Source organism: Bartonella sp. TT67HLJMS, from assembly GCF_042193375.1.
In the GTDB taxonomy this organism is placed as follows: domain Bacteria; phylum Pseudomonadota; class Alphaproteobacteria; order Rhizobiales; family Rhizobiaceae; genus Bartonella; species Bartonella grahamii.
The window spans coordinates 158034-180719 of sequence record NZ_JBHILP010000004.1 but is presented as its reverse complement, the minus strand read 5'-3'; the positions used below and the strand labels follow the sequence as shown (position 1 = coordinate 180719).

Below are 22686 nucleotides of genomic sequence, written 5' to 3'. Positions count from 1 at the left end.
GATTTTGCCAACACGGTCGGAAAACCTCTCTACACCATGTTGATCGTTGATCACGACCGTAATGCATGGGTAAAACCTGAAGTCTATAGCTATCCGCTTTACATTTGCACACGCCCAGAAATGCTGTTTAAAGCCGTGATTGGAGCGAAATAACATGCGATGGCACGGGCTGCTAAACCAAATGGTTAAAGATGTGCGCAACACTTTTGGGCAGCCCATCATCTACACGCGAAAGGACAACCAGCAATCTTTTCGTATCACAGCGATTTACACCATTAAGCATTCAGAATCGGACGCTGGTGGCAGAATCCCCACGACAATTGCAAGAAAGGAACTTGATCTTTGTATCAATGACATTGGAGGATTACCACCAAACCCTCAAGATAATGTTGTAATCATTTCCCCTGAAAACAACAAAGCCCCCTCTTCTCAAGAGCACTTCGTGATCACAGATGTCCAAGCCTCTGAATCCGGTATGTATAAGCTTATTCTGCGTAATGAATCTTCATCTAAAAAGCAATTTTGATTATATTTCTGAGATGCAGAAGGGGAATAAATTATCCCCCTTCTGTGTTTCACCTACTTTCTGTGTTTCACCTACTTATTGGAATACGCCAAGCCTTTCGCCCATAGTGTTTTGCGTAAAGTTTTTGACCTGTATAAGGACATCTACGCCATGTACGAAAAACGTACGTTTTTTTGTCTTTATTTCTCATAAAGACTCCTTTTTCGGTGGATGAACCTAGACAGGAAACATTTACAATGATACAATTCCGCGTGTTGTTACAGGTCGCATCTTGTTGTTTCCTGTCTGGTTTTACGTCAGCTAACCGAAACCTGACGTAAACTCTTTATGGGTTTGAGCTGCAACTCAAACCCATTATTGTTGTGATTTAAAATAATTTGTCATGTAATTTATCCTAATCTCTGCTGCTTGTAATGAAACTCCATAGAAATTAGCTACCTCTCTTGGAGTCTTAAATCTTGACATTCCTGAACGTGGCATTAAAAGCTCAGCAGCAAATTGGTTAGCTTGTTTTTCTGCACTGCGATAGACAGGTATTTCATGAGAATTGACTACGCGTTGAAAAGGTAAATTTGTATGTAAAAAAAGATGACCAAGTTCATGAGCAACTGTAAATCTTGCGCGACCATTATCATCGTACGCATCTTTATAAATATCCTCTCTTAAAACAATGAATTTGCCTTGCGGGTCTGTTAAACCACCCACATTTCCAAGTTCTTCCTCATCTGCGATATGTAAACAATATCCTGGTCTCATAGTAGGCAAAATGTATTCAGCAAAATCCATAACTGGGAAAGCTTGGTAATCTAACAATTTCAGTTCTTTTCGAAGTAAATCAGTAAAAAAACCAATTTTCTCCCAACTATAAGGAGGAACTTCGTAATCAATGCTTTTCTTCACCTTCTACTTACCTTTTTTTTCTTTTATTTGTTCCATTAATTTTTTCATTTTTTCTACATCTTCTGGAGAAATGTTATCTATAACTCTAGCAAACATACCAACAAGTTTACCTGTGGATGAATTAGAAGACTTTATTGTAAAACTTTTGCGGCAAGCATCAGCCTCTTGTCTTAAGAGAGAAGCCATATTTTGATCTAAATCGTATAATTCTATGATCTTTTCTTCCATACCAACAGGCACAGATTTTTTGCCAATCTCAACAGAAGATAAAAATGCTACAGATATATCTAATTTTTTAGCCATATCTAAAAGGCGTTCTGCATGATCAATACGGAGTTTCCGTAAGGTTTTACCAAAGGATGTAAGCATCAAATAGAACTCCAAAGGACGGATAATTAATCTTAATAAGTTGAATATATTTTATCTTAAGGTATAAATCAACTCTTTTTTTTACAATAATTACAAATTGCCAATAGCAAAAATTTAAAAATTATCGAAAGTGGCTTGACATTGTGACAGGAGTATGAATAATCGAATCAGGTGCCTAACAAACACCTTAGAACCATAAGCGGATTGGTTACCGAAATAATCAGTCTTCTATACATTAAAGACTTTGACTCATTATATGCTACATGCGTATAATAACATCTGTCGGGTGTGGTTACGCTATACAATACCCTTGCGGGGAAAGTGTAACGACGGACTTATGGCCGTGTTTGTTAGCGCCCGGCACTCTTTTTGAGTGTCATTAACAAACGTCTAACCATAAGGAATTCATTATGAATACTCTTATAGAAATTAGAGAACAGGTTATTGATCAGGAAACTGTTCAAACTGTTAACGCTCGTGATTTGCATGCGTTTTTAGAAGTAGGTAAAGATTTCTCTACTTGGATTAAATATCGCATCAACAAATATAATTTATTAGAAAATCAGGATTATTTAGTTTTCACCAACTTTGGGGAAAACCTCCAAGGTGGTCGTCCTTCTAAAGATTATCATCTAACTTTAAGTGTAGCAAAAGAGCTTTCTATGCTTGAGAACAATAAGAAAGGTAGAGAAGCGCGTTTATACTTTATCAAATGTGAACGGCTTTTGAAACAAGTAGTGACACCACAAGTTGACTACTCCAAACCAGAAGCATTGCTTGGTGTTTTGAATCACTTACAAAGCCAAATCGAGCAGAAAGATCATGTTATTGCTGAATTGACTCCAAAAGCAAAAGCTTTGGAAGGTTTAAAACGCTCTGATGGTTTGTTCGGTCTTATTGAAGCAGCAAAGATGTTAGAGGTGCGACCAAAGGATTTAACGGATTACTTGCGTAAACATGATTGGGTGTATCGACGGGCTCCAGGGGCGCCTCTGTTACCTTATCAGGACAAGATCAAGAAAGGATTCATGGATTGCCCTGCTATTACCATTCAAAGACCGGATGGTACAGAAAAGGTGCTGCCTTCAACAAAAATTACATCCAGAGGATTGGCATGTTTGAGAGAGCAAATCTTTGGGGGTGTGCAATGAAAGTAGATACCAACTTTTTATGCGATTTGTGGATGGCATTGTTTAAGCTTTCTAACCATCGAGGCATTGGAGATGAGGACTGCAATGCTATAGTTGAGGTTATGGAATCGGTCGTAGATGCTCTGGTTTTAAAGCTTCAAGATGACGTGCCCAATATTACAAAAATCTTGGCAATTTTGACAGATTTTGGAGCTTCAGAACTTCCACATCGTATGGATTCTTTGTTGCGAACTTATGAACCAGATTTAGAGAGCCCCATTAAAAAGGTTGCTTAATTAAAAAAACACAACTCCCCTCCCTGTTCTTAAAATGGGGAGTGGTTAAACCCTACATTCAAATTTATTGATTTTGGCAAATTCGTCTGCTTTTTCAGTTTGTAATATACTAACGTCATAAGCAGCTTGCATGTTAAGCCAAAATTCAGCAGTAGTATCAAAAAAATAGGCTAATCTTAGTGCTGTATCGGGAGTCACTGGACTATTTTCAGCAACAATACGTTCTATTCTCGTGCGTGGAACATTTAATGCTTTTGCAAGAGCATAAGCAGAGAGAGCATATTCTTTTAAATATTCCTCTCGTAAAATTTCTCCGGGATGAATCGCTATATAATTTTTCATCTCGACCTCCTACAGATCAATGATAATCTACGATTTCAACTTCATAGGCGCCATTAGAGCGCCATTCAAAACAAATACGAAACTGGTCATTAATACGGATAGAATATTGACCTTTACGCTCTCCTTTCAATGCTTCTAGACGATTTCCCGGAGGACTGCGCAAATCTTTAAGATCAACTGCTTTATCGAGCATAAACAATTTTCTTTGGGCTATACGCACTAGAGTGGTGGGAAAGCCTCTGGGCGGATTGCCTTCTAAAAGATCTTTACACCGCTTATCAGCAAAAGATTCAATCACCAAATCACCTTTATTCGTTCTTTTACGTATCATAACACGATACCAATATAAAGAAAAGGATAAATGTTAAATAACAGGAGCGCCCATGCATCCGAGAGAGACGATAAGGGAAAGCTTTGTTGCTTTGATAAAGGCAGCAAAGACGGCAGCTGGTGACAATGTTTTCAATATGCGTGATTTCAACTTCTCCCCTGAGAACACGCCTGCAATTAATATCTCAACACAAAGTGAAACGATTGAAGATGGCTATGATTATGGAATAAGGCGGCGTGTTTTAACGCTAGATGTTGAATGTTATGCGACATGTGAAGATGGAGCACGTTTTGTTGACCAATTAGCATGGGAAGTGGAGGAGGTTTTCTACGCTAATCCCAATCTCAACAACACAGTTGAGACATGCCGCCTGCAAAATATTGCTTTTGCCTTTGGTGATAATGGCGCCCTAGCGCTCCATGGTGCGATTTTAACCTTTGAAGTCATTTATGTGACCAACATCCCCAACATGGATGAAGAAGAAGGCAATGTAACAGCAAGAATCGTTGAACCTTTCTTAAGCTTTGAACCAGAAACAGGCGTGAGAAATAAAGATAAATACCATAAAATCGAGGTTACTCATGTTAGAGCGGCGCGATAAAGAAATCACAGATCTAAAAAGACGTGTGGCCAATATGGTTGTGGTGGGGAAGATTAGCCATGTCGACCATAAAAACGCACGCTATCGGATAAAAAGTGGCAATCTCGTCAGTGACTGGATTCCAGACACACAAGCCCGCGCCGGTAAAACACGCTCCTATGAAGGGCGCGATGTTGGAGAGCAAGTAGTTGTTATCTCGTCATCAGGGGATTTGTCACAAGGGGTGATTGTTGGTTCACTTCACACCGATGCTAATCAAGCAGCCGATAAAGGCAGCATTCACCGAACGATATACCCTGATGGAACCAGCTTTGAATATGATGATGAACAAAACACTTATGGAATTCATATCAAATCAGGTGGAAAGTTTATCCTGACAATCGCTGATGGTGTGTCACTAAAAGGTGATGGTGGGAATCTAGAGCTTACCGCACCGGAAGGCATAAAGATTGTTTCAGAAAGCGATATAAATTTAAACGCAAAAGGCGGCATCTCTTTGAAGGCTGGTGATGGCATTTCACTGAATTCGAATGATAGTCTCTCTCTTCATTCTGGAAATAATGTTTCCATTCATTCAAGTGGACTAAAGCATAACGGCACCAATGTAGGAGCAACACATGTTCATGGCGGTGTTACTTCTGGTGGCTCTATGACAGGAGGTCCCAATTGAACAGTGGAATGGACCGTACAACAGGAAAGCCATTAACCGGCATTGATCATTTACGCCAATCAATCCTTGATATTTTATCAACGCGGATTGGTTCGCGTGTAATGCGGCGTGATTATGGTTCACGCGTTGCTGAACTCATTGATGCTCCAGTGAATAATGCTTTTGCTGTTGCTCTTTATGCTGCTGTTGCTGAGGCTTTAGACAAGTGGGAACCGCGTTTTAAATTGAAAAAAATTGATTTTAAATGGAGTGAGGCTGAACAAGTTTCTTTGTCCTTTGAAGGCATTTATTTGCCATCCGGTAAGCCCATTACCATGGAAGGATTATTGATAAAATGAATGGAGTACTTGCAAAACCCGAAATCATCACAGAACTTTCTTTTGAGGAAATACGCGCTGCTGCTCTTGCTCATTTAAACGAACTTTTGCCTGAATATACCATTCTTGAAAGTGATCCGGCCGTAAAAGTCATTGAGGCTTTTAGCTATCGAGAGTTGCTTTTAAGACAGCGTATTAACGAAGCGGCACGCAACAACATTCTTGATTTTGCAACCGGTGAATCTCTTGACGCTTTGGGAAACTGGCATGGTCTTGCCCGCATGGAGGGTGAAAGTGACGAGAGATATCGTGAACGCATAGAGCTTCATGCCCGTGGTGGCAATGGTAGCGGGACAGAGCCCTATTACAAGCTTATAGCCTTAACAGCAGATAGTCGTGTTAAGGATGCGATTGTTTACCGTAAAGGCAAAGACCCAACCATCTATGTTGCTCTTTTTGGCAACAATGAAGAAGGAACGGCATCTGAAGATCTCATACAAACAGTCTCAAAAGCTCTTCACAGAAAAAATATCATCATGACCAATGATACAATCATTGTTCACGCTGCTGTCAAAAAAGTAATGGATTTAGAGGCAGATGTTTGGCTGTTACCAGAAACATCTTTGAAAATTCTTACAACAATGGAAACAAATTTAAGAGCAGCATGGAGACAAGAACAAGCCATTGGTCGTGAATTAAGTTTGTCGTGGTGGATTTCAAAACTAATGATTTCTGGTGTCCAAAAAGTCATTGCCATTACCCCAACACAAGACAGTATGGTTTGTGATGAAGAAATTTTATCGATTGGAAAAATCACCTTAAACTTCAAAGGGCGTGCGCGCTAATGGTTGGTTCCCTCCTTCCCACAAACGCGACAGAATTTGAAAAGCGCCTTGCCGATGCTTGCGATTTTCATCAAGATATTGATGGTTCTGTTTTGGGGATTTCACGTTCTAAACTGATCACACGCCCTCCCCGTTTCTTGCCGTGGTTGATTGAAGAATACGGGCTTGGAGAGCTTACGCCTTATGTTCCAAACCTCTATGATCTGATTGATCAAGGGATTCAATGGCAGCGCTTGCGCGGCTCCCTTGCTGCAATAGAGGTGGGGCTTGAATGGCTCCAGATTACAGCACGCTTTACGCCCGCATGGACGGGGCGGATATGGTGGAATTCCTTTCAACTTGATTTTGATCAGTTGCCTGAACGGAAAAGCCTTGAAGCCATTGAAGCAATTACCGACCTTTCCAAAAGTTTGCGCTCTGATTTTCGTCGTGGTGTTTATGGTTATGATGTTCAAGCCATGGAAGGCAATATGTCACGCCTTGATGACAGCATGTTGGAGTATGAAAGTGGTGTTAGCTTAACAGCTGGGGGCACTTTGTTTTCCTTTGGGCGCACAACAGAGATAGAGCACGTTCTCTTAAGAGAAGAAGGCAGGCTTATTGGTAATTGGATAGATGATGGGGATGAAGAGTTAAGCTGGGACCAAATCGATTACCCATGGGACATGGCAAATTTTCCGTGGTGTTCGGTCAAAAAACATGAACGCGATATGCTGATGGCAGAGTGGTTTCATGGTCGCACGCTTTATCTCGTGTTAAGAGACAGCCAAGATGCCGTGATTGGGTATCAAAGATGCTATGCTGTAGCGCCTGTCGAACAGGCTTTGGAGGGGGTTTACAGCCATTCAGGCGGCAGATTCCAGCCCTCCCCGATGGGCACAGCGCTTTTTCTAGCTGCACGAACAGATTTTCACGATGTTGATGGGAAACAAGCAGCATTTGTTTCAATTTTGGTTCACGCTACCCCCGCAGAAAACATAGCGGTTGGCAAGCTTTGGTTGGAGCCTGATGAACTCAATGGCGGTGTCGAGATACTCAAAACGCCAATTAATATTCCTTTGCGTGCCGATGTTCGCGAACAATTCAAGATTTTATTGAGGTTTTAATATGAAGCATGAAAGTGGTTTACCCTTTGCAATTGACAGATCTCGCGGCAAAGAGGAACAACAAAGTGTTGTCTTTTATGGCACGCGTCCCTTTATTCAAAGTGGTGAACTCAATGAAGTTCAAACCATTATAAGGGGACGGCATGACCGTTTGGGGCGCCTTGTGGCACAAGAAGGAGACCGCGTTGAACGAGCAGATGCGTTTGTCAACAAAGATACGCAAACAGTGACTTTAACGGATGGCAAGATTTATATCGCAGGCGATATTTTCCCCGTTGCACCAGCTGTACTCAACAATGTTGCCATGATTGGGCGCTTGGAAATTGGTGTGAAGTTGCAAAAAAAATGGGTGACATATGAGGATGATCCAGAGCTGTTGGGGAAAATTCCTGGCACCTTGGCAGAAGGAGAGCCTGGAGCCGCACGCGAAACAGCAAAGCTTGTTTGGGCACTCAAAGAGGATGCTCAGAGTGGCACTTTCTTTCCCGTTTATATTTTACAAGATGGTGTTCTGATTGATCAAAAATCACCCTCATTGCTTGAACCCGCCATGCAAGCTATTGCGACGTACGACCGTGCCCATGGGCATTATATCGTGAGTGGCTGCCGTGTGAGCGCATTGGGAGCAAATAACGGTTGCCAAGTGTTTAGTATTCAAGAAGGAGAAGCCAATATCAATGGCTTTAAACGCAAACGCTTAGCCGCCTTGCGCCATGAAGAGCCAGAGGATTTTTCGACAAGCGTTGTTCCAAGCGAAACGCATATTTTTGCGCCTCCAAAAGGGAAAACAAGTTTTACCTTTAAACCCTATTATTTTCCTATTGCTGATATTCAGTCTCTTTTGTTGACAAAAGAAAAAACCGTTAACGTCACCCGTGGTGCCGTTGCCGCTGGGCGTGATGGTGTTCCTGATAAAAGCATCACCGCGTTTATCAAAATCGTTCAAGGAAGCAAGGAATTTAAAGAAGGCACAGATTTTAAAAAAACCGGAGACACCATTGATTGGGCACCCGTGGGAGACGAACCTTTAGCAGGGAGTAGCTATAAGGTGACTTACCGTTACCGCGCAAAAATCACGGCTGATAAAGTAACAGCACAGGAAATCACTGTCTCAGGTGGGGCGCAAGGTGGTGATATTATCGTCAGTTACACTTACAAATTGCCCCGCATTGACCGTATAGGTCTCAATACAGGGGGCAATGTGGTTTACATCAAAGGTATCTCGGCAGATCACCCCATGGCACCAAGTGTTCCTGATGATGTGTTGTCCCTTGCAACGATCACCAACAATTGGCTTGAAACGCCGGTTGTGGTCAATGATGGAACGCGTGTTGCCCCCTATGATGAGATGTGGCGCTATTTTCAACGGGTGCTCTCGCTTGACCGTCTCATGCAATTAGAGCGTATTAAAAGCAATGTTGACTCTAAAGAACCTGTTGCCAAAAAAGGCATGTTTGCTGATCCCTTTCTTGATGACTCTTACAGAGATGAAGGCTTTCAACAAAGCGGTGCTGTAGGCAATGGCATTTTACAGCTCGCCATTGACCCAATATTCTATACCGCTCCTTTAAAAGCGCCTGTTACGCTTGACTGGACAAATGAAGTGATCATTGCGCAAGAGTTGACAACCGCTTGCGAAAAAATCAACCCTTATCAAAATTTTGCACCCCTGCCTGGTACAGTAACCCTCACACCCGCGACAGACTTCTGGCACGAACAGCGCACCGATTGGCTCTCGGGTATCACCAATCAGATCATCATGGGCAGGAACCGTGGCAGAACTATTCGTAACACAGAAGTGCGTGATGACTTGGTCAATGAGACTCAAGAGCAAATCGATTTTTTGAGACAAATTACCCTTTCCTTCAAAATTGAAGGTTTTGGCAAGTGGGAACAATTAGAAAGCCTCACTTTTGATGGTGTGAATGTCTTGCCGAATTATCTCATTTTTGCCGATTCTTATGGCGCCATTGAGGGCACTTTTAAAATTCCACAAAACATTACCGCTGGTACAAAAAATGTTGTGGCACGAGGCAGAGGTGGAACAATTGCAACAGGTCTTTTTACTGGTCAAGGTGTGATTGATGTGAAAGTGATGCGGCGCACCACCACGGTGAAGATATGGACGCAAGTTGACCCACAAGCGCAAGTTTTTACCCCCGATGAAACACGGCAAATAACAGGGATTGACTTTCATCTTTGCAAAATCGGTAATCATAACCATGATTTGGTGATTGATTTGGTCACCACTGAAAACGGTTATCCGACCGCCGATATCCAAGCACAAAGCTTTTATTCCATGAAGGGCGCAAAAACTGGTTGGGCAGAGGCACGCTATGATGTACCACTCCTTGTCCCCGATGACCGCTTAACGGCTTTCGTTATCAAGACAGATGATGCTGATCATTCCGTCTCTTTAGCAAAGCTTGGGGATTTTGATGCAGAACACCAGAGATACGTCTCAAGCCACCCTTACGTGACCGGTCCACGCTTTTCTTCTGTCAATGCGCAAAGCTGGACAGCCCATCAAGATGAGGCTTTAGCCTTTCGTGTGTTGGCAGCCCGCTACACACAAACAGAAAAAACCATTGATCTTGGCACTTTTGACCTTGTGGACTGCTCTGATTTGCAAGTACGCGCGGCGATTGAATTACCTTCAAGCGATTGTTCTGTCATCTTTGAAATTGAACGAAACAATGGCACGGTTTATCAACTCCTACCCTTTCAATTGCTAAGCCTTACCGAATATATCAGTGAAAAGGTAAAGCTTCGTGCCATTCTCAAAGGCACCGAAAAGCTCTCACCTATCTTGTTTGCTCCTGTCCAATTGATTGCAGGAAAGATCCATAAAACAGCCACTTATGTCACCCGTGCTTTTTCCTTTGGAGAAAAGGCAAGGCTGACCAGTTATATCAAAACCTTTTTACCGGGCGGTGCAACCTTCTCACTCGAGATGCAACTGGATGATGGTGCTTTCACCCCTTTGAAACTCGACGAAACAGAGCAGTTATCCGAACCACTTTGGACAGAGCGCAAATTTGTAAGCAGCGACAAAACAGCCAAACAAGCGCGCTTAAAACTCACCCTTACCGGCGGACCAGCGGCACGGTCAATGGTGAGTGATTTTGGCGCCGGTATATTGTGATGGGAGAACAGAGATGACCAAAACCAAAAAACTCGACATGGAATTGCCTAAAGAAGGACGCTTTATCAGTTCTGAATTCCCAATCTTGCGGGAAAACTTGACAAAAGTTGATCAAGCCATTGTTGATATTGAGGAAAAGGTAGACGAAAAAGTACCTTCAAAACACACGCATAGCATAAGTGATGTTGCAGATCTTGAAACAGCCCTCAATGGCAAAATGGCAGCGGATAAAACCTTCTCATTTGCTGATTTAAGCGATATCGAAGGCGCAAAAGATGCTGCCAACAATTATGTTCTCTATAAATCAAGCAACAATAACTTCACTTTTGGCAGTGCTGTCTCACTGTTAGGAACGCACCAGCATAAAACAGAAGATATTGTTGGATTGGATGAATTTAGAGCCAAGATCAATGAAGATCTCACAAGCTATGGGCGCCTCACAAGCCCAAATGAATGGCAAAGTTATAATAAATTTACCAGTAAAGTTACTATAAATGGTGGTTTAGAACTGTTGGGTAATTCGTCGTTTAATCTCACCCATAATGGTGAAGTGGTCACAAGTTTAAGTGCAACGGGAAGCATGTTGAAAGGACCGCTGAAAGTGGATGGTGACCTTATTTATACCAAATCACAAGTGGATGCAGCTATCTTAGCAGAAACAAAAAAGATCTTAAAAAAAGCTTTGAGTAATAAAGTCATTAATTGGTCTGCGCTTGTTGATGCTGAGTTACTTTATACACAGGATGGGAAAATTCAATGGCCAGATTGGGTAACCGATAAAACCAAAGTAGAAATCCAAGCATGGGGCGGTGGAGGTAGTGGTGGTTCCTCTTGGTCTTATGGTGATGGTGGAGGAGGAGGAGGCGGAGGTTGTTCCGTGTGGTATGGCTATAAATCCAGTTTAAACGGGCATGAGGATATCATCATTGGTAAAGGAGGAACTTCTGTTGCAAAGCATGGTGCGACAGGAAACTCTGGAGGAACAACAACCGTTGGAAAGAATTTTATTACCGCTACAGGAGGACATGGTGGTGGGGGTGCTTATTATAGTATATCAAGGGGAAATACTTATTACTATTCAGGCACTGGTGGAACTGGGGGCATTGGTGGAAATTTTGGTTGGGCAACAGATGATCTCCTAGGACTTGCCAAAGGAGGAAATGGTTATGCTGGGACGAAAGGAATTGAAGGAGACACAAGTGGTAACGGAGGTGATGCTGGAGGCGATACATCAAGGGGAGGTGGTGGAGGAACGGCAGATGGTAGCTTTCCTTCAGGAAAAGCAGGACGTGGTTTTGGGGGCGGAGGTGCCGGTGCTAGTAGGGATGGATATGACAGCGGTGCTGGAGCTGATGGCGCTGTTCTTATAAGATTATGGAAAGATTAAATACAAAACTAAAAATAGCACAAGTCAAATGGATAGCTGTTGTATAAGCAGGCTTATATGTTTTTAAGTCCTTTAAAGCCCTTTGAAAGGGCTTTTTTTGACTGACAGTGTCAGTCTTATGGAGCATGGTGATGCTTGTTATAGTCTCTTCATTGATTTGGAGAGCAAGATGGCAATAGAATTTAAATTTCGTATTCACTTTATTAAGAATGGCAAGGGATCTAAGTTTTTAGCAATATTTGATCAGACAGCCGTTGGTATGGTCGTAAAATCATTGATGTTAACGTGCAAATTTATCCCCTCCATACACCTATTCTTCTCTTTACGCACGATGTGGAGAAACAGGATAGTGTTCTGTTTCATAAGCTTCAATTAACAAAACAAGAGTTTTCATTCTATCAAATTCTGGAGTATTCTCTTTAGGTTGCTTGTCAAACATTGCAGACACAATTTCTAAAGCTTCTTGGTAATCTCTCTCTGTACAAATTGGTTTGATATTCATTTCTTAAATTACACAGTATTGATGTTATACTGTTTAGATTGTAATGGTTTTTAAGTTAATTGCAAAGAAGACTATCTATGACTATACGCAATCCTAATCGTTGTCCTACTCATCCAGGAGAAGTTTTAGCAGATATTATTCCTGAAACAGGCAAAACAAAGTCAGAAATTGCACAAATGCTCGGTATATCACGCCAACATCTCTATGATATTTTAAATGCCAAAAAGCCTGTCTCTCCTTCTCTTTCGGCTTGTCTTGGCAAAATGTTTGGGAATGGAGCTGCCATATGGTTACGTATGCAAGCCAATTATGATGCGTGGCATGCTGAACGTGAAACAGATGTTAGCAAAGTTCCAATACTCCACGCTGTTTGACTTTGTGACTCAATCTCTAGAGACTTTTCCAAGTGGTTTTATTGCTTTAACTTCTTTAATTTTAAGTGCAATTTTACGAACGAAAGCGAGGCTAAAACGCCCTTGTGGTTTTAAATCTTCAAAGTCAAACAAAGATTCGCAAGGAACAACATTAAATTCATCAACACGCACCCAAGATTGCTTTTGCAACCCCGCACGTCTACATTCTATCTCAGGTACTTTTAAGCTATATTGTAAATTAATAGGCTCCTGAGAAGTAATAGGAAACAAAAAAATATGGCTTTCAGTTTTAACCATAACACAGGAAGGACGCGCTTTACGTCCTGAATGTTCACCTTTTTGCGCTTGTTCGTGCCATAAATAATAATATTGAACAACATCCCCTGCTTTAAACATGTTCATCACTATTCAAAATGTCATCTAAACCACGATCTAAATCGTCTAATATATTTTGCGGTGCATCTGCATAAACAAAAGATTGTGCACCAGAACGTGCTTTTATTAATTCATGATATAAATCAACAGGAAGCATAATGATTTTTTCACGCCCTCGCTTTGTCAAAGCTACAGGTGTAGACATAGCCTCGTCTAAAATATCGCCTGCCCCGCGGTTTACATCTGTAAAACTATATTTTTTCATATGCACATCCTATCTTTAATGTATAATACGTATTATACGTACAATATGTATTATGTAAAGATATTTTACGGCATTAACCACCTCCCCGCCTAAAAGACGAGGAGATAAAATCATGTTTTTAAAGTTAAGCAGCTTTTACAACAGGGCTTGCTAAAACGCGCTTAGCTTCTTCAACAAGCGTTTTATAATGTTTGCTCTCTTCTGCTAGTGTAAAGGCTTTAACAAGATGCATGTGAAGCGGTCCATAAATGTAAACAGCTTTTTCAGTAGGTCCCATTTCATCCCAGTTGCTTGGAAAATCAAAACGTGTATCACGGTCACTATCAATTAACTGGTTTTTAAAATCATAGAAAGCTTTTACAAGCGCTTTTTTGAATGCACGCACCGTATCATTGTTACGCATATAGGTCATGAGTAGAGTGGCTTGTGGTTCGTTGAGGATAGCAACTTCTCTCTTTTTACCGCCTTTACCGTCTCTTTTACTCACTTGGATTTCAAATCCAAGTGAACCAAACTCTTCAAAATCCTTACGATTATTGCGTACTAACTGTATAACTGTTTTATGCGTATTACCCACACCCTCTGCAATTTTTAAAGAAGTTGTAACAGCAATACCAGCATTGTTGATTGTCACTAAATTGTTCATGATGAACTCCTAATGGTCTTAATGTCTCTATTGACACCCCCAAGGGTGCCGGGCGTTAGAAACACGGCCATTAGTCCGTCGCTATGTCTTCCCCTCGTGAGAAGGTATTGTATAGCATAGCTACACCCGACAAAATCGTTATATGCCAATAATAGCATAAAAGACAATCAGTATTTTAAATGCATGGGAGAGATCTTACGTGACCTATCCGCTAATGGTTTAGTGTTTCTAGCACTTGTGATTCGAATAACATGAGGGTTTATTAGTGTCAATATGCTTTTAAAAAATTATTTCACATATTGTTGTTTTCAAAGGATCGCATTTGAAATGCTACCCTTTACTATTCACTCGCATTTGAAATGCGAGTGAACCAAAATCCTTATGATTTGCTGTTTTAAAGGGCGCGATTTCAAATCCAACCCTCATTTTTTCCCATTCATTTTCATTCACCCCTCATTTAAAGGAGCATAAAGTATGGCAAAAGGTTTTCTACACGGTGTTGAAGTTGTCGAGGTTGACGACTGCACCCGTCCCCTTCGCGCGGTACAATCGGCAGTTATCGGAATTGTTGGCACAGCACCTGATGCCGATGACCGAGCATTTCCTCTTAACACACCCGTTTTGGTAACGGGTTCTCTTTCACAAGCCGCTAAACTGGATAAAACGGGTAAGCGTCAAGGTACCTTACCCAATGCCCTTGATCTTATTTTTAAACAAGTAGGAGCAATTGTCGTTGTCGTGCGTGTGAACGAAGGTGACAATGAAAATGCAACACTCACCAATGTTCTAGGTGGTGTGAATGCAAATGGCGCTTATGAAGGCGTCCATGCTTTGATTGGAGCGGGGTCCATTGTGGGACAAACACCACGCATTCTCATCGCTCCAGGCTTTACACACAAACGCCCTTCCAGTGTGAATATTGAAGAGAATGGAACTGGTGCAACTGCCAACCCCGTCGCAGCAGAACTCATTGGCATTGCAGAGCGTCTGCGTGCTATTGTGGTGCTTGATGCACCAAACACAACAGATGAAGCAGCCCTTAGCACAGCAAAGGATTTTGATTCAAAGCGCGCTATTATCGTTGACCCGTTTGTAAAAGTGAATCGTGATGGAAAAATCTTAGAACAGCCAGCAAGTGCAGCAGTTGCTGGTGTCATTGCTAAAACTGATTTTACACACGGTTTTTGGCATTCTCCTTCAAACAAAGTGATTAATGGCATTGTTGGCACTGCGCGCCCCATTGATTTTTCCATTGGTGATCGATCAAGCCGCGCTAACCTTCTTAACGAACAAAACATCACAACAATTATCCGCGAAAATGGTTATCGTCTTTGGGGGAATCGCACCCTTTCAAGCGATACAAAGTTTGCTTTCTTATCGGTGGTGAGAACCGCAGATATGATCAATGACGCCATTTTGCGCGGGCATCTATGGGCTGTCGACCGCAATATCAAAAAAACCTACATGAATGATGTCAGTGAAAGCGTCAATGCCTATTTGCGTGATTTAAAAGCACAAGGCGCCATTCTTGGTGGGCGTTGTACGCCTGATCCAGAGTTGAATACAGCAAGCGCTATTGAAGGCGGCAGAGTCTATTTCAATGTCGAATTCACACCAACAACACCAGCAGAACACATCACATTCCGTTCACGCATTGTGAATGATTATTTAGAGGAGATTTTTTAATGGCTATCCCCGTTTTACCAAGAGTTTTGAAATATTTTAACATTTTTGTCGACGGCATTCCCTATCAAGCAAAATGTGAAAGCGTAACATTACCGAATTTGAACTTGGTTGTTGAAAGTTATCGTGGCGGAGGCATGGACTCCTCCATTGAAGTTGATCTTGGTCTTGAAACTCTCACACTTAGCATGACCATTTCTGATTGCTCTCCAGAGTTAATGGCACTGTTGGGGCGCACTGATGTCGACATTTCATTACGAAGTTCAATGCAAGCGCAAGGCACACCCGCAGAAGGTGTTGTCATTACCATGAGAGGACTATGCAAAGGCTTTGAAATGGCAGAATGGCAACCGGGGAGCAAAGCAACATCCACAGCAACATTCACATTACAGTATTTCAAATATGTCCAGAAGGACGTTGAAATTGTTGAGATAGACGCCCTCAACCTCATCAGAAAATTCAATGGCGTCAATCAATTAGCAGATCATAGAGAAAACATAGGATTATAAAAATGACAGTACAAACAAGCATTACACATAAATTACTTGTACCGGTTACCTTTGAAGGAAAAGAGCATACCGAAATCACCTTACATCGCCCCAAAACAAAAGATGTGCAAGCAATCGACAAAAAAGAAGGCATAGAGCAAACAATTGCTATGGTTGCACGCCTTTCTGGATGGGCACATGAAGCGGTTGGAGAACTCGATATTAATGACTTGTCGAGCATTGGAGAGATTTTAGAGTCTTTTATCAAGCGGCGGGATACCTCGACTGGGAAACTGCCGCGAAACTCATAGCCGATATTGCCATTGTTTTTCATTGGTCCCTTTCAAAGATGATGGAAATGGAACCGCAAGAACTCATATTCTGGCGAAAACAAGCAGTAGAAAGGTATAAGACAAAATGAGTGAAAAAGTTGCTGATGCAAAGGTGAAACTGTCTCTTGAAGACAAACTCACCGCGCCTCTTAAACGTGTACAAAAAAAATTCGATACATTGTCTAAAACACTCTCACATAGTTTGGGTATTCCGCGCTTTTCTGCTGCTGTCAAAAACATGACAAAAAGCCTTCATGGCGTTCAAAGTGCTCTTGGAGTGGCGGCAAGCCGTGCTTCGGTCTTTACCGGTGTCTTAGGGCTTGCTGGTGGTGGTCTTGTGGCAAGTGTAGCTGCCCTCACCATGAAAACCATGCATCTGGGAGATAGTCTTTATCACGCATCACACCATTTAAATATGAGTGTTGCATCACTTCAATTATGGGGTGATGCAGCCGATAATTCAGGCACTTCTGCCGAACTTTTTCAACAATCCTTAGCGGTTTTAAATAGGCGTTCAGCACAAGCCTATGCTGGACAAAAAAGAGGCTTGATGGGCTTTGAAGCACTTGGCATTTCTGTCAAAAACACTTCTGGAAAACTCAAATCCACTTCTGTCTTGTTAGAAGAAATTACCGACAAGATGAGTAAGATGAAAAATCAAGCACAAAGACAGCATATTGCCGCTCTGCTGTTTGGGGGCGATGGTAAAGAAATGGCGACCATGCTTGCACAAGGCATGGCACCCATTAAAGAACTGTTTGCAAAGGCGCGAAAAGGAAAATGGCTCATAGGTGCCGATGTTGCACGCTATGCAGCAGATTTGAGTGATAAGCTTGGTGCTTTTAAGAAAAAAATAGGCGGTATCGCGAGCTTTATTGGCGCCCGTTTCATGCCCGTGATTAATGATATGATTGACGGTTTTTCAAAGTTGATTGATGAAAACCGCGACCTCATTCAAACAACCGTTGCGAGCTGGGCAAAAACCTTAAGAAAAGTCCTTAATGATTTGCTTAATCCTACCTCCGATTTAAGAAAAGGCATCAGTGATCTCACAGAGAGAATTAAAGGCTGGTTCCAATGGCTAGAACCTCTGATTGGTGAAATAACCCTTTTCAAGGTAGGACTTGTGGCACTTGGTTCGTTCATTTTTGGTCCACTCATTGCCGCATTAGCAGCCGTAGGAACAGCGTTTGTTAGCCTTGGTATCACAATTATGACGACACCTATCGGTTGGTTAATGGGTGGCATTGCAGCGCTCTTCGTCCTCTATCAATATTGGGACAAACTCAATGGTTGGGTAGCAGCATCCTTAGCTGCAGTTGGAGCAGTTCTTACTGGGGCATTCATTTCGGCAATGGCACCGGCTGCTTCCGCAATTGCTGGTCTTGCTGTAACTCTTGTAGCTTCACTCATTCCAGCAATAACTGCCGTTAGTTCTGCTTTTATATCGCTTGGTATCGCAATCATGACCACTCCTATCGGCTGGATCGCTGGCGGCATAGCAGCCCTTGTTGGAGTTGGATATCTGCTCTACAAAAATTGGGATACGGTAGTAAGCTTCATAAGTAACTTGTGGAATTCTTTTGCGAGCTTATGTAGTAACGTTTTCAATAACCTCTTGACGCTCTTTAAAAACTTTTCACCGCTCTCTTGGATTTCAAAAAAAATCAATGCATTGATTGAGTGGCTGTTTAGCATCGATTTAATGGAAGCAGGTTCCAATCTCATTGGTAGCTTGTGGGACGGCATCAAAAGCCAATGGAATGCTCTGTCTGATTGGTTTGGCGGCATGATAAGCAAATTAACCAGCTGGATGCCTAATTGGATGAAAAAAAAGCTAGGCTTTAATGTTTCAATCAACAAAACTTCAACCCAGACCATTAAAACCTTTACCAATGAAACCAATGCACGGGCAAAAAAAATGCTGGATACAGTAGTGGTTACAAACACCCCGCCTGAAAAACGCAAGAGTGGTTTTAATACAAGTGTCGTTGAAACAGGACAAATGCAGGCAACAAATAAAGTGGGTGCCTTTAAAGCTCCAAAGCCAATTACGGTTCATAAACCTGTTGAAGTAGATGCCCGTGTAACCATTACAAATCTAAATATTTCAGTACCAAATGGTCTCAAAGACGAAATCAGAGACGCTGTCAATCAAGCACTTGAACGCTATGCAAAACAGCAACGTTTAGCCATAGCCTCTAGCCTTTCGGATTAAATACCATGATGTTAGCTTTGGATGGTTTTATTTTTTCGATTGAAACAGCAGCTTACCAAACACTTGATATGTCTTATGGTGTTCCATGGGTGGAGCAAGGGCGATTGGGGAGAAAGGCTGCTCTTCAATTGCCTGCTGTTGCAAATGCGGAATTTTCTTTAACTGGCGTGATTTATCCAGATTTCAAAGGTGGTCACAGACAGCTCGAATATTTGCGACAAATAGCGCATATGGGACCTCACATTCTTGTGACCGGTCAAGGCAAAATCTTAGGTAAGTTTGTCATTCTTTCTGTAGAGGAAAAACAAAGCGTTTTTCATCATAACGGCACCCCCAAAAAACAAGAATTTACGATAAAGTTGAGAGAATATGGTGAAGACCTATGAGTGACCTTATATATGACCAAAGATGGCGATATGGTGGATGCCATTTGCTGGAAATACTATGCCAAAGGTCAACAAGCGCTTGCTGTTGAACGCGTCTATGCAGCGAATTTGGGGCTTGCAGACTATGGACCCATTTTAAAAGCAGGCATCACCATAGTTTTGCCGTCCCTCCCCTATCCGAAAGCCACACCAGTGATCAGAATTTGGGGTAGCAAATCATGAAACCTTTTTGCATGGTTCTGGCAAATGGAGAAGACATCACCAAAACGCTCATGGATTATGTTTTATCAATTGAAATTACCGATGAAGCAGAAAACAAAAGTGATCGTATCACTATAGAGCTTGATGACCGTGCGCGTGACAGTGATAACGGCTTTCTTGATATTCCTCTTATCGGGACAGTTATTTCCATAACACTTGGCTATGAAGGCGGGAAAAACCGCGATATGGGAGCCTATCTGATAGACGAAATTTCTGTAAGCAGCCCACCGCAAAGCTTAAGTGTTACAGGACGCGCCGCATCAATGAACACGTCTTACAGAACCCCAAAAAGCCAATCCTACCACCAGAAAACCCTTGGCAGTATTGTTCAAGAGATAGCAGAGCGTAATGGCTATACACCAAAGGTTGATCCTTCTCTTGCAAAAATCGTTGTGCGTCACATTGACCAAACAGCTGAAAGCGATATGGCTTTTGCTACACGCCTTGCAGAAGAATATGATGCGGTAGCAAAGCCCGTTGATGGCAAACTTGTGCTCGCCAAACGGGGTGAAGGCAAAGCCATCACCGGTGAAACACTCCCTATTGTTGTTATTCATGAGAAACATTGCACCTCTTGGGATTTTAAATACAGCGCACGAGATGAAGCAGCTGCAGCCAATGGCTTAGAAACGGATGTGGGGGACGATCAAAAAGCTGCAGCTGATGCACGAGAACCAGAAGAGATTGATGATGATGAAAACTTTATCCATATGGATGACAATGACAGAGCAACACCATCATCATCTGAATCGGAAAAAGCAGAAACAACACCTGAGAAAGAAGAAGACAAAGAGAAAAAAGGCGGTGTTCTCGCAACCTATCATGATATCCGCAGTGGTGAAAAAAAAGAAGTCAAAGTTGGTAACCCACCGTTCCATGAACTCAAATACACCTACCATAACCAATCAGAGGCTGTTGCGGCCATTGCTGCTTATCGCAATAAATCATCACGCGGTAAGTCTTCTTTCTCATGTGATATCGGTGGTGATCCGTTTGTGCAAGCAGAAGCAAAGCTTGTTCAAGAGCCCCCTTTCCGCCCCTATATTCCAGCAGAATGGCGTATCAAAAGTGTTAAGCACAAACTTGATAAAACGAGTGGTTACACCACAAAAATAGAGTGCGAACTTTTTGATAAAGCGCAAGAAGATGCGGCTGGAAACGTTGCAAACACAACACCAGACAAGGATGATACCCTTGATCCAAACGCTCCACCAGACGCATGTGATGAAGGTGAAGGCGTTATCCATATGGATGAAGAGGATACATGATAGGTTATAAACTAGATGTAGAGCCCCTCATTAAAAATGATTGCTTAAATACCTCCCTTCCCCATCTTTAAAGGTGGGGAGTGGAACTAAAGTTACACGTGTGGAACTGGTCGTTCAAGAGGCTGTACAGCCAAACGAAACCCCATGGTACGCAGTAAAGCATTCAAGCTGCGGAACTCTGGATTACCTTTTTCTGAAAGTGTACGGTAAAGTTGTGTTGGGTTCAAGTTGGCTGCTTTAGCTACAGCTTGAACACCACCATAAGCTTTGGCCATTTGGCGTAGAGTTACAAGCAGCTCACCCTGATCACCATCTGCTAGGATTGCATCAAGGGTAGCTGCTGCCAACTCAGGATCATCACGGAATATTTCTGCCATTGCATCATCATGGTTACGGTCTTTCATTTTTGCACTCCTTTAATCTTCACGGTTTTGCCAATCACGCCAGCAAGCACATGCACGAGTGATATCAGTCTCTTGTGTTTTTTTGCTGCCACCGCATAATAGCAACAATACGGTCTTTCCAGATTGGACATAATAAACTCGGTAGCCAGGACCAACATTAATACGCAATTCATGAACACCCTCACGAAGCGGCTTGAAATCGCCAAAGTTTCCCTGCTCTAAACGATTAAGGCGGCGAATAATTGCAGTTTTAGCCTGCATATCACGGAGCTTTCGCAGCCAATCAGCTATCAAGTCTTTGCCATCAGAAGTAAGGTAGTGACGTATTTCAAACATGATGTATATTCGTTTATAAACGAATATTTGTCAAGAAAGAAATTAAAAGTTGAGAAAAAATCTTCTTTTATTCCAATGAAAAAGTGACATGAAGCTTAACCAAGCTATCTTTCCGAATGAAAAAGATGTCAATTTTTTAATCCAGCTCTGCTTTTTGCGGAGCTTTTTTTATGGAGAAGCATATGCGAAAAATATCATCAGAAGGACTAGCACTTATCAAACAATGGGAAGGCTTGCGTTTAAACGCCTACAAAGATACCATTGGGGTGTGGACAATAGGCTATGGACATACAAACAATGCTGGAAAGCCTTTTGTTTATGAAGGCATGACCATCACGGAAAAGCAAGCAGAAGAACTTCTTTGCCAAGACTTAAGACAATTTGAAAATGTCGTTGAACGCGCTGTTACAGTTTCATTAACAGATGAACAATTCGCGGCGTTAGTGTCGTTTTGCTATAATGTAGGAACAGGAGCCTTTTGTAACTCGACACTGTTAAAAAAGCTCAATCAAGGTGAATATGAAGCTGTCCCTGCCGAGCTACAGAAATGGACCAAAGCAGGCGGGAAGCGTCTTGAAGGTCTCGCACACCGGCGTGCGGCAGAAACAGGCTTATGGGCAAAAGGGGCTTATGTTTCCTCCAATTATCAAACAGTAGAAACGCAAGCACCAACGGGGGTTTTCAAAGCAGAAGCACTTGCACCGATTATTGGTTCTTTTTCTGGGCTTGGTGGTTTGTTAGCAGGCAATGGACCCATCCAATGGGCTTTGGCAACCATTATGGTTTTAGCCGCATGTGCTGGTATTTTCTTTGTTGCTAAACGCTTTCAGGAGCATCGTCTATGATCTTATGGATAAAAAGAAATCTGATGCTAACAGGTGCGGCTTTAGCCGCTTTTTTTATTGCATTAGCAAGAGCTTTTACTCTTGGGAAAAAAGCAGAGCAACAAAAGCAAACAGAAAAAGCTTTAAAAGCAGCCACAACACGTCTGGAGGTGGAAAGTGAAGTTAATCAAAAAAGTGATGCTGATGTGCGTGCTGCTCTCTCTGATTGGTTGCGCGACAAATAAATATGCTTCTTCTTGTGTTGGCTGGTTGCCAATTTATTTAAGCCGGAAAGATCTGAACACCATCAGTTCAAACTTAGCAAGAGAGATCTTAAAGCACAATAATCTAGGTGAACG

At 42.1% G+C, this 22686-nt stretch carries 32 protein-coding genes; 22 read left to right on the top strand and 10 right to left on the bottom strand.

The window, feature by feature from the left end; genetic code table 11:
* On the top strand, window positions 1-153 hold a 153-nt coding region (locus ACFIJQ_RS03950; protein WP_375628650.1), incomplete at its 5' end, for a major capsid protein.
* Between the two features lies 1 nt (window position 154).
* Window positions 155-526 (top strand): hypothetical protein, encoded by a 372-nt coding sequence (locus ACFIJQ_RS03945; protein WP_375628640.1) that lies wholly within the window; start codon window positions 155-157, stop codon window positions 524-526.
* A 354-nt stretch (window positions 527-880) separates the two neighbouring features.
* Here ACFIJQ_RS03945 and ACFIJQ_RS03940 read toward each other — a convergent pair whose 3' ends face one another.
* On the bottom strand, window positions 881-1426 hold the full coding sequence (locus ACFIJQ_RS03940; protein ID WP_375627494.1) for an ImmA/IrrE family metallo-endopeptidase: 546 nt from the start codon (window positions 1424-1426) through the stop codon (window positions 881-883).
* 3 nt (window positions 1427-1429) lie between these two features.
* Entirely contained in the window at window positions 1430-1795 is a 366-nt protein-coding gene (locus tag ACFIJQ_RS03935) for a helix-turn-helix domain-containing protein (protein ID WP_375628638.1), read from the bottom strand.
* A 410-nt stretch (window positions 1796-2205) separates the two neighbouring features.
* On the opposite strand from ACFIJQ_RS03935, the gene ACFIJQ_RS03930 reads away from it, so the two are divergent.
* Complete coding sequence (locus tag ACFIJQ_RS03930) at window positions 2206-2946, top strand: antA/AntB antirepressor family protein (protein WP_375628636.1); 741 nt, start codon at window positions 2206-2208, stop codon at window positions 2944-2946.
* Window positions 2943-3221 carry a hypothetical protein gene (locus ACFIJQ_RS03925; RefSeq protein WP_375628634.1) on the top strand — a complete coding sequence of 93 codons (279 nt, stop codon included), beginning with the start codon at window positions 2943-2945 and terminating at the stop codon, window positions 3219-3221. The genes ACFIJQ_RS03930 and ACFIJQ_RS03925 overlap by 4 nt, the downstream gene beginning before the upstream one ends.
* A 45-nt stretch (window positions 3222-3266) precedes the next feature.
* On the opposite strand, the gene ACFIJQ_RS03920 is transcribed toward ACFIJQ_RS03925, so the two are convergent.
* Together ACFIJQ_RS03920 and ACFIJQ_RS03915 are read right to left on the bottom strand one after the other, a co-directional pair.
* Entirely contained in the window at window positions 3267-3563 is a 297-nt protein-coding gene (locus ACFIJQ_RS03920) for a HigA family addiction module antitoxin (protein WP_004861504.1), read from the bottom strand.
* Window positions 3564-3579: 16 nt separating this feature from the next.
* Complete coding sequence (locus ACFIJQ_RS03915) at window positions 3580-3894, bottom strand: type II toxin-antitoxin system RelE/ParE family toxin (RefSeq protein WP_273790985.1); 315 nt, start codon at window positions 3892-3894, stop codon at window positions 3580-3582.
* A gap of 52 nt (window positions 3895-3946) precedes the next feature.
* On the opposite strand from ACFIJQ_RS03915, the gene ACFIJQ_RS03910 reads away from it, so the two are divergent.
* From ACFIJQ_RS03910 to ACFIJQ_RS03880, 7 genes are read left to right on the top strand one after another with little or no spacing between them, the layout of a single operon-like run.
* Window positions 3947-4495, top strand: coding sequence for a hypothetical protein (locus tag ACFIJQ_RS03910; protein ID WP_375628632.1), 549 nt, complete (start codon window positions 3947-3949; stop codon window positions 4493-4495).
* Window positions 4476-5165: a phage baseplate assembly protein V gene (locus tag ACFIJQ_RS03905; protein WP_375628631.1), complete on the top strand. Its 690-nt coding sequence runs from the start codon at window positions 4476-4478 to the stop codon at window positions 5163-5165. Before ACFIJQ_RS03910 ends, ACFIJQ_RS03905 begins: the two co-directional genes overlap by 20 nt.
* Entirely contained in the window at window positions 5162-5503 is a 342-nt protein-coding gene (locus ACFIJQ_RS03900; RefSeq protein WP_375628630.1) for a GPW/gp25 family protein, read from the top strand. Before ACFIJQ_RS03905 ends, ACFIJQ_RS03900 begins: the two co-directional genes overlap by 4 nt.
* A complete protein-coding gene (locus ACFIJQ_RS03895) occupies window positions 5500-6327 on the top strand; it encodes a baseplate J/gp47 family protein (RefSeq protein WP_375628628.1) in 828 nt (275 codons plus the stop codon). Before ACFIJQ_RS03900 ends, ACFIJQ_RS03895 begins: the two co-directional genes overlap by 4 nt.
* A complete protein-coding gene (locus ACFIJQ_RS03890; RefSeq protein ID WP_375628627.1) occupies window positions 6327-7433 on the top strand; it encodes a phage tail protein in 1107 nt (368 codons plus the stop codon). The genes ACFIJQ_RS03895 and ACFIJQ_RS03890 overlap by 1 nt, the downstream gene beginning before the upstream one ends.
* A gap of 1 nt (window position 7434) precedes the next feature.
* Window positions 7435-10578 (top strand): DUF4815 domain-containing protein, encoded by a 3144-nt coding sequence (locus ACFIJQ_RS03885; protein ID WP_375628625.1) that lies wholly within the window; start codon window positions 7435-7437, stop codon window positions 10576-10578.
* Between the two features lie 13 nt (window positions 10579-10591).
* Window positions 10592-11965 (top strand): Bgr_08870 family protein, encoded by a 1374-nt coding sequence (locus ACFIJQ_RS03880; protein ID WP_375628624.1) that lies wholly within the window; start codon window positions 10592-10594, stop codon window positions 11963-11965.
* 322 nt (window positions 11966-12287) lie between these two features.
* Here the strand turns inward: ACFIJQ_RS03880 and ACFIJQ_RS03875 are convergent, their stop codons facing one another.
* Window positions 12288-12467: a hypothetical protein gene (locus tag ACFIJQ_RS03875; RefSeq protein ID WP_375628622.1), complete on the bottom strand. Its 180-nt coding sequence runs from the start codon at window positions 12465-12467 to the stop codon at window positions 12288-12290.
* A gap of 77 nt (window positions 12468-12544) precedes the next feature.
* Here ACFIJQ_RS03875 and ACFIJQ_RS03870 point away from each other — a divergent pair, with 77 nt between their 5' ends.
* Window positions 12545-12841, top strand: a complete 297-nt coding sequence (locus ACFIJQ_RS03870; protein WP_375628620.1) for a HigA family addiction module antitoxin — start codon at window positions 12545-12547, stop codon at window positions 12839-12841.
* 9 nt (window positions 12842-12850) lie between these two features.
* Here ACFIJQ_RS03870 and ACFIJQ_RS03865 read toward each other — a convergent pair whose 3' ends face one another.
* From ACFIJQ_RS03865 to ACFIJQ_RS03855, 3 genes are all read right to left on the bottom strand, one after another.
* On the bottom strand, window positions 12851-13237 hold the full coding sequence (locus ACFIJQ_RS03865) for a hypothetical protein (RefSeq protein WP_375628618.1): 387 nt from the start codon (window positions 13235-13237) through the stop codon (window positions 12851-12853).
* On the bottom strand, window positions 13230-13481 hold the full coding sequence (locus tag ACFIJQ_RS03860; RefSeq protein WP_375628617.1) for a type II toxin-antitoxin system prevent-host-death family antitoxin: 252 nt from the start codon (window positions 13479-13481) through the stop codon (window positions 13230-13232). The genes ACFIJQ_RS03865 and ACFIJQ_RS03860 overlap by 8 nt, the downstream gene beginning before the upstream one ends.
* Before the next feature lie 124 nt (window positions 13482-13605).
* The gene (locus tag ACFIJQ_RS03855) at window positions 13606-14127 is read right to left on the bottom strand and encodes a Rha family transcriptional regulator (RefSeq protein ID WP_375628615.1); all 522 of its coding nucleotides are present in this window, start codon (window positions 14125-14127) and stop codon (window positions 13606-13608) included.
* Window positions 14128-14601: 474 nt separating this feature from the next.
* On the opposite strand from ACFIJQ_RS03855, the gene ACFIJQ_RS03850 reads away from it, so the two are divergent.
* From ACFIJQ_RS03850 to ACFIJQ_RS03815, 8 genes are read left to right on the top strand one after another with little or no spacing between them, the layout of a single operon-like run.
* Entirely contained in the window at window positions 14602-15813 is a 1212-nt protein-coding gene (locus ACFIJQ_RS03850; RefSeq protein WP_375628614.1) for a phage tail sheath subtilisin-like domain-containing protein, read from the top strand.
* Window positions 15813-16319, top strand: a complete 507-nt coding sequence (locus ACFIJQ_RS03845) for a phage major tail tube protein (protein ID WP_375628612.1) — start codon at window positions 15813-15815, stop codon at window positions 16317-16319. Before ACFIJQ_RS03850 ends, ACFIJQ_RS03845 begins: the two co-directional genes overlap by 1 nt.
* A gap of 2 nt (window positions 16320-16321) precedes the next feature.
* Window positions 16322-16609, top strand: coding sequence for a phage tail assembly protein (locus ACFIJQ_RS03840; RefSeq protein ID WP_375628611.1), 288 nt, complete (start codon window positions 16322-16324; stop codon window positions 16607-16609).
* A 38-nt stretch (window positions 16610-16647) separates the two neighbouring features.
* The gene (locus ACFIJQ_RS03835; protein ID WP_375628648.1) at window positions 16648-16719 is read left to right on the top strand and encodes a GpE family phage tail protein; all 72 of its coding nucleotides are present in this window, start codon (window positions 16648-16650) and stop codon (window positions 16717-16719) included.
* Window positions 16716-18848 carry a phage tail tape measure protein gene (locus ACFIJQ_RS03830; protein ID WP_375628609.1) on the top strand — a complete coding sequence of 711 codons (2133 nt, stop codon included), beginning with the start codon at window positions 16716-16718 and terminating at the stop codon, window positions 18846-18848. Before ACFIJQ_RS03835 ends, ACFIJQ_RS03830 begins: the two co-directional genes overlap by 4 nt.
* Before the next feature lie 5 nt (window positions 18849-18853).
* A complete protein-coding gene (locus ACFIJQ_RS03825; RefSeq protein WP_375628607.1) occupies window positions 18854-19234 on the top strand; it encodes a phage tail protein in 381 nt (126 codons plus the stop codon).
* Window positions 19235-19246: 12 nt separating this feature from the next.
* Window positions 19247-19456, top strand: coding sequence for a tail protein X (locus tag ACFIJQ_RS03820; protein ID WP_375628646.1), 210 nt, complete (start codon window positions 19247-19249; stop codon window positions 19454-19456).
* Window positions 19453-20763 carry a contractile injection system protein, VgrG/Pvc8 family gene (locus tag ACFIJQ_RS03815; protein WP_375628605.1) on the top strand — a complete coding sequence of 437 codons (1311 nt, stop codon included), beginning with the start codon at window positions 19453-19455 and terminating at the stop codon, window positions 20761-20763. Before ACFIJQ_RS03820 ends, ACFIJQ_RS03815 begins: the two co-directional genes overlap by 4 nt.
* A 92-nt stretch (window positions 20764-20855) precedes the next feature.
* Here the strand turns inward: ACFIJQ_RS03815 and ACFIJQ_RS03810 are convergent, their stop codons facing one another.
* Window positions 20856-21167 (bottom strand): DNA-binding protein, encoded by a 312-nt coding sequence (locus ACFIJQ_RS03810; RefSeq protein WP_208439803.1) that lies wholly within the window; start codon window positions 21165-21167, stop codon window positions 20856-20858.
* Window positions 21168-21179: 12 nt separating this feature from the next.
* A complete protein-coding gene (locus tag ACFIJQ_RS03805) occupies window positions 21180-21503 on the bottom strand; it encodes a type II toxin-antitoxin system RelE/ParE family toxin (protein WP_015857128.1) in 324 nt (107 codons plus the stop codon).
* Between the two features lie 182 nt (window positions 21504-21685).
* Here ACFIJQ_RS03805 and ACFIJQ_RS03800 point away from each other — a divergent pair, with 182 nt between their 5' ends.
* Both ACFIJQ_RS03800 and ACFIJQ_RS03795 read left to right on the top strand, forming a co-directional pair.
* Window positions 21686-22348 (top strand): lysozyme, encoded by a 663-nt coding sequence (locus ACFIJQ_RS03800; RefSeq protein WP_375628603.1) that lies wholly within the window; start codon window positions 21686-21688, stop codon window positions 22346-22348.
* Window positions 22345-22572: a hypothetical protein gene (locus tag ACFIJQ_RS03795; RefSeq protein ID WP_375628601.1), complete on the top strand. Its 228-nt coding sequence runs from the start codon at window positions 22345-22347 to the stop codon at window positions 22570-22572. Before ACFIJQ_RS03800 ends, ACFIJQ_RS03795 begins: the two co-directional genes overlap by 4 nt.
* Window positions 22573-22686: the final 114 nt, after the last annotated feature.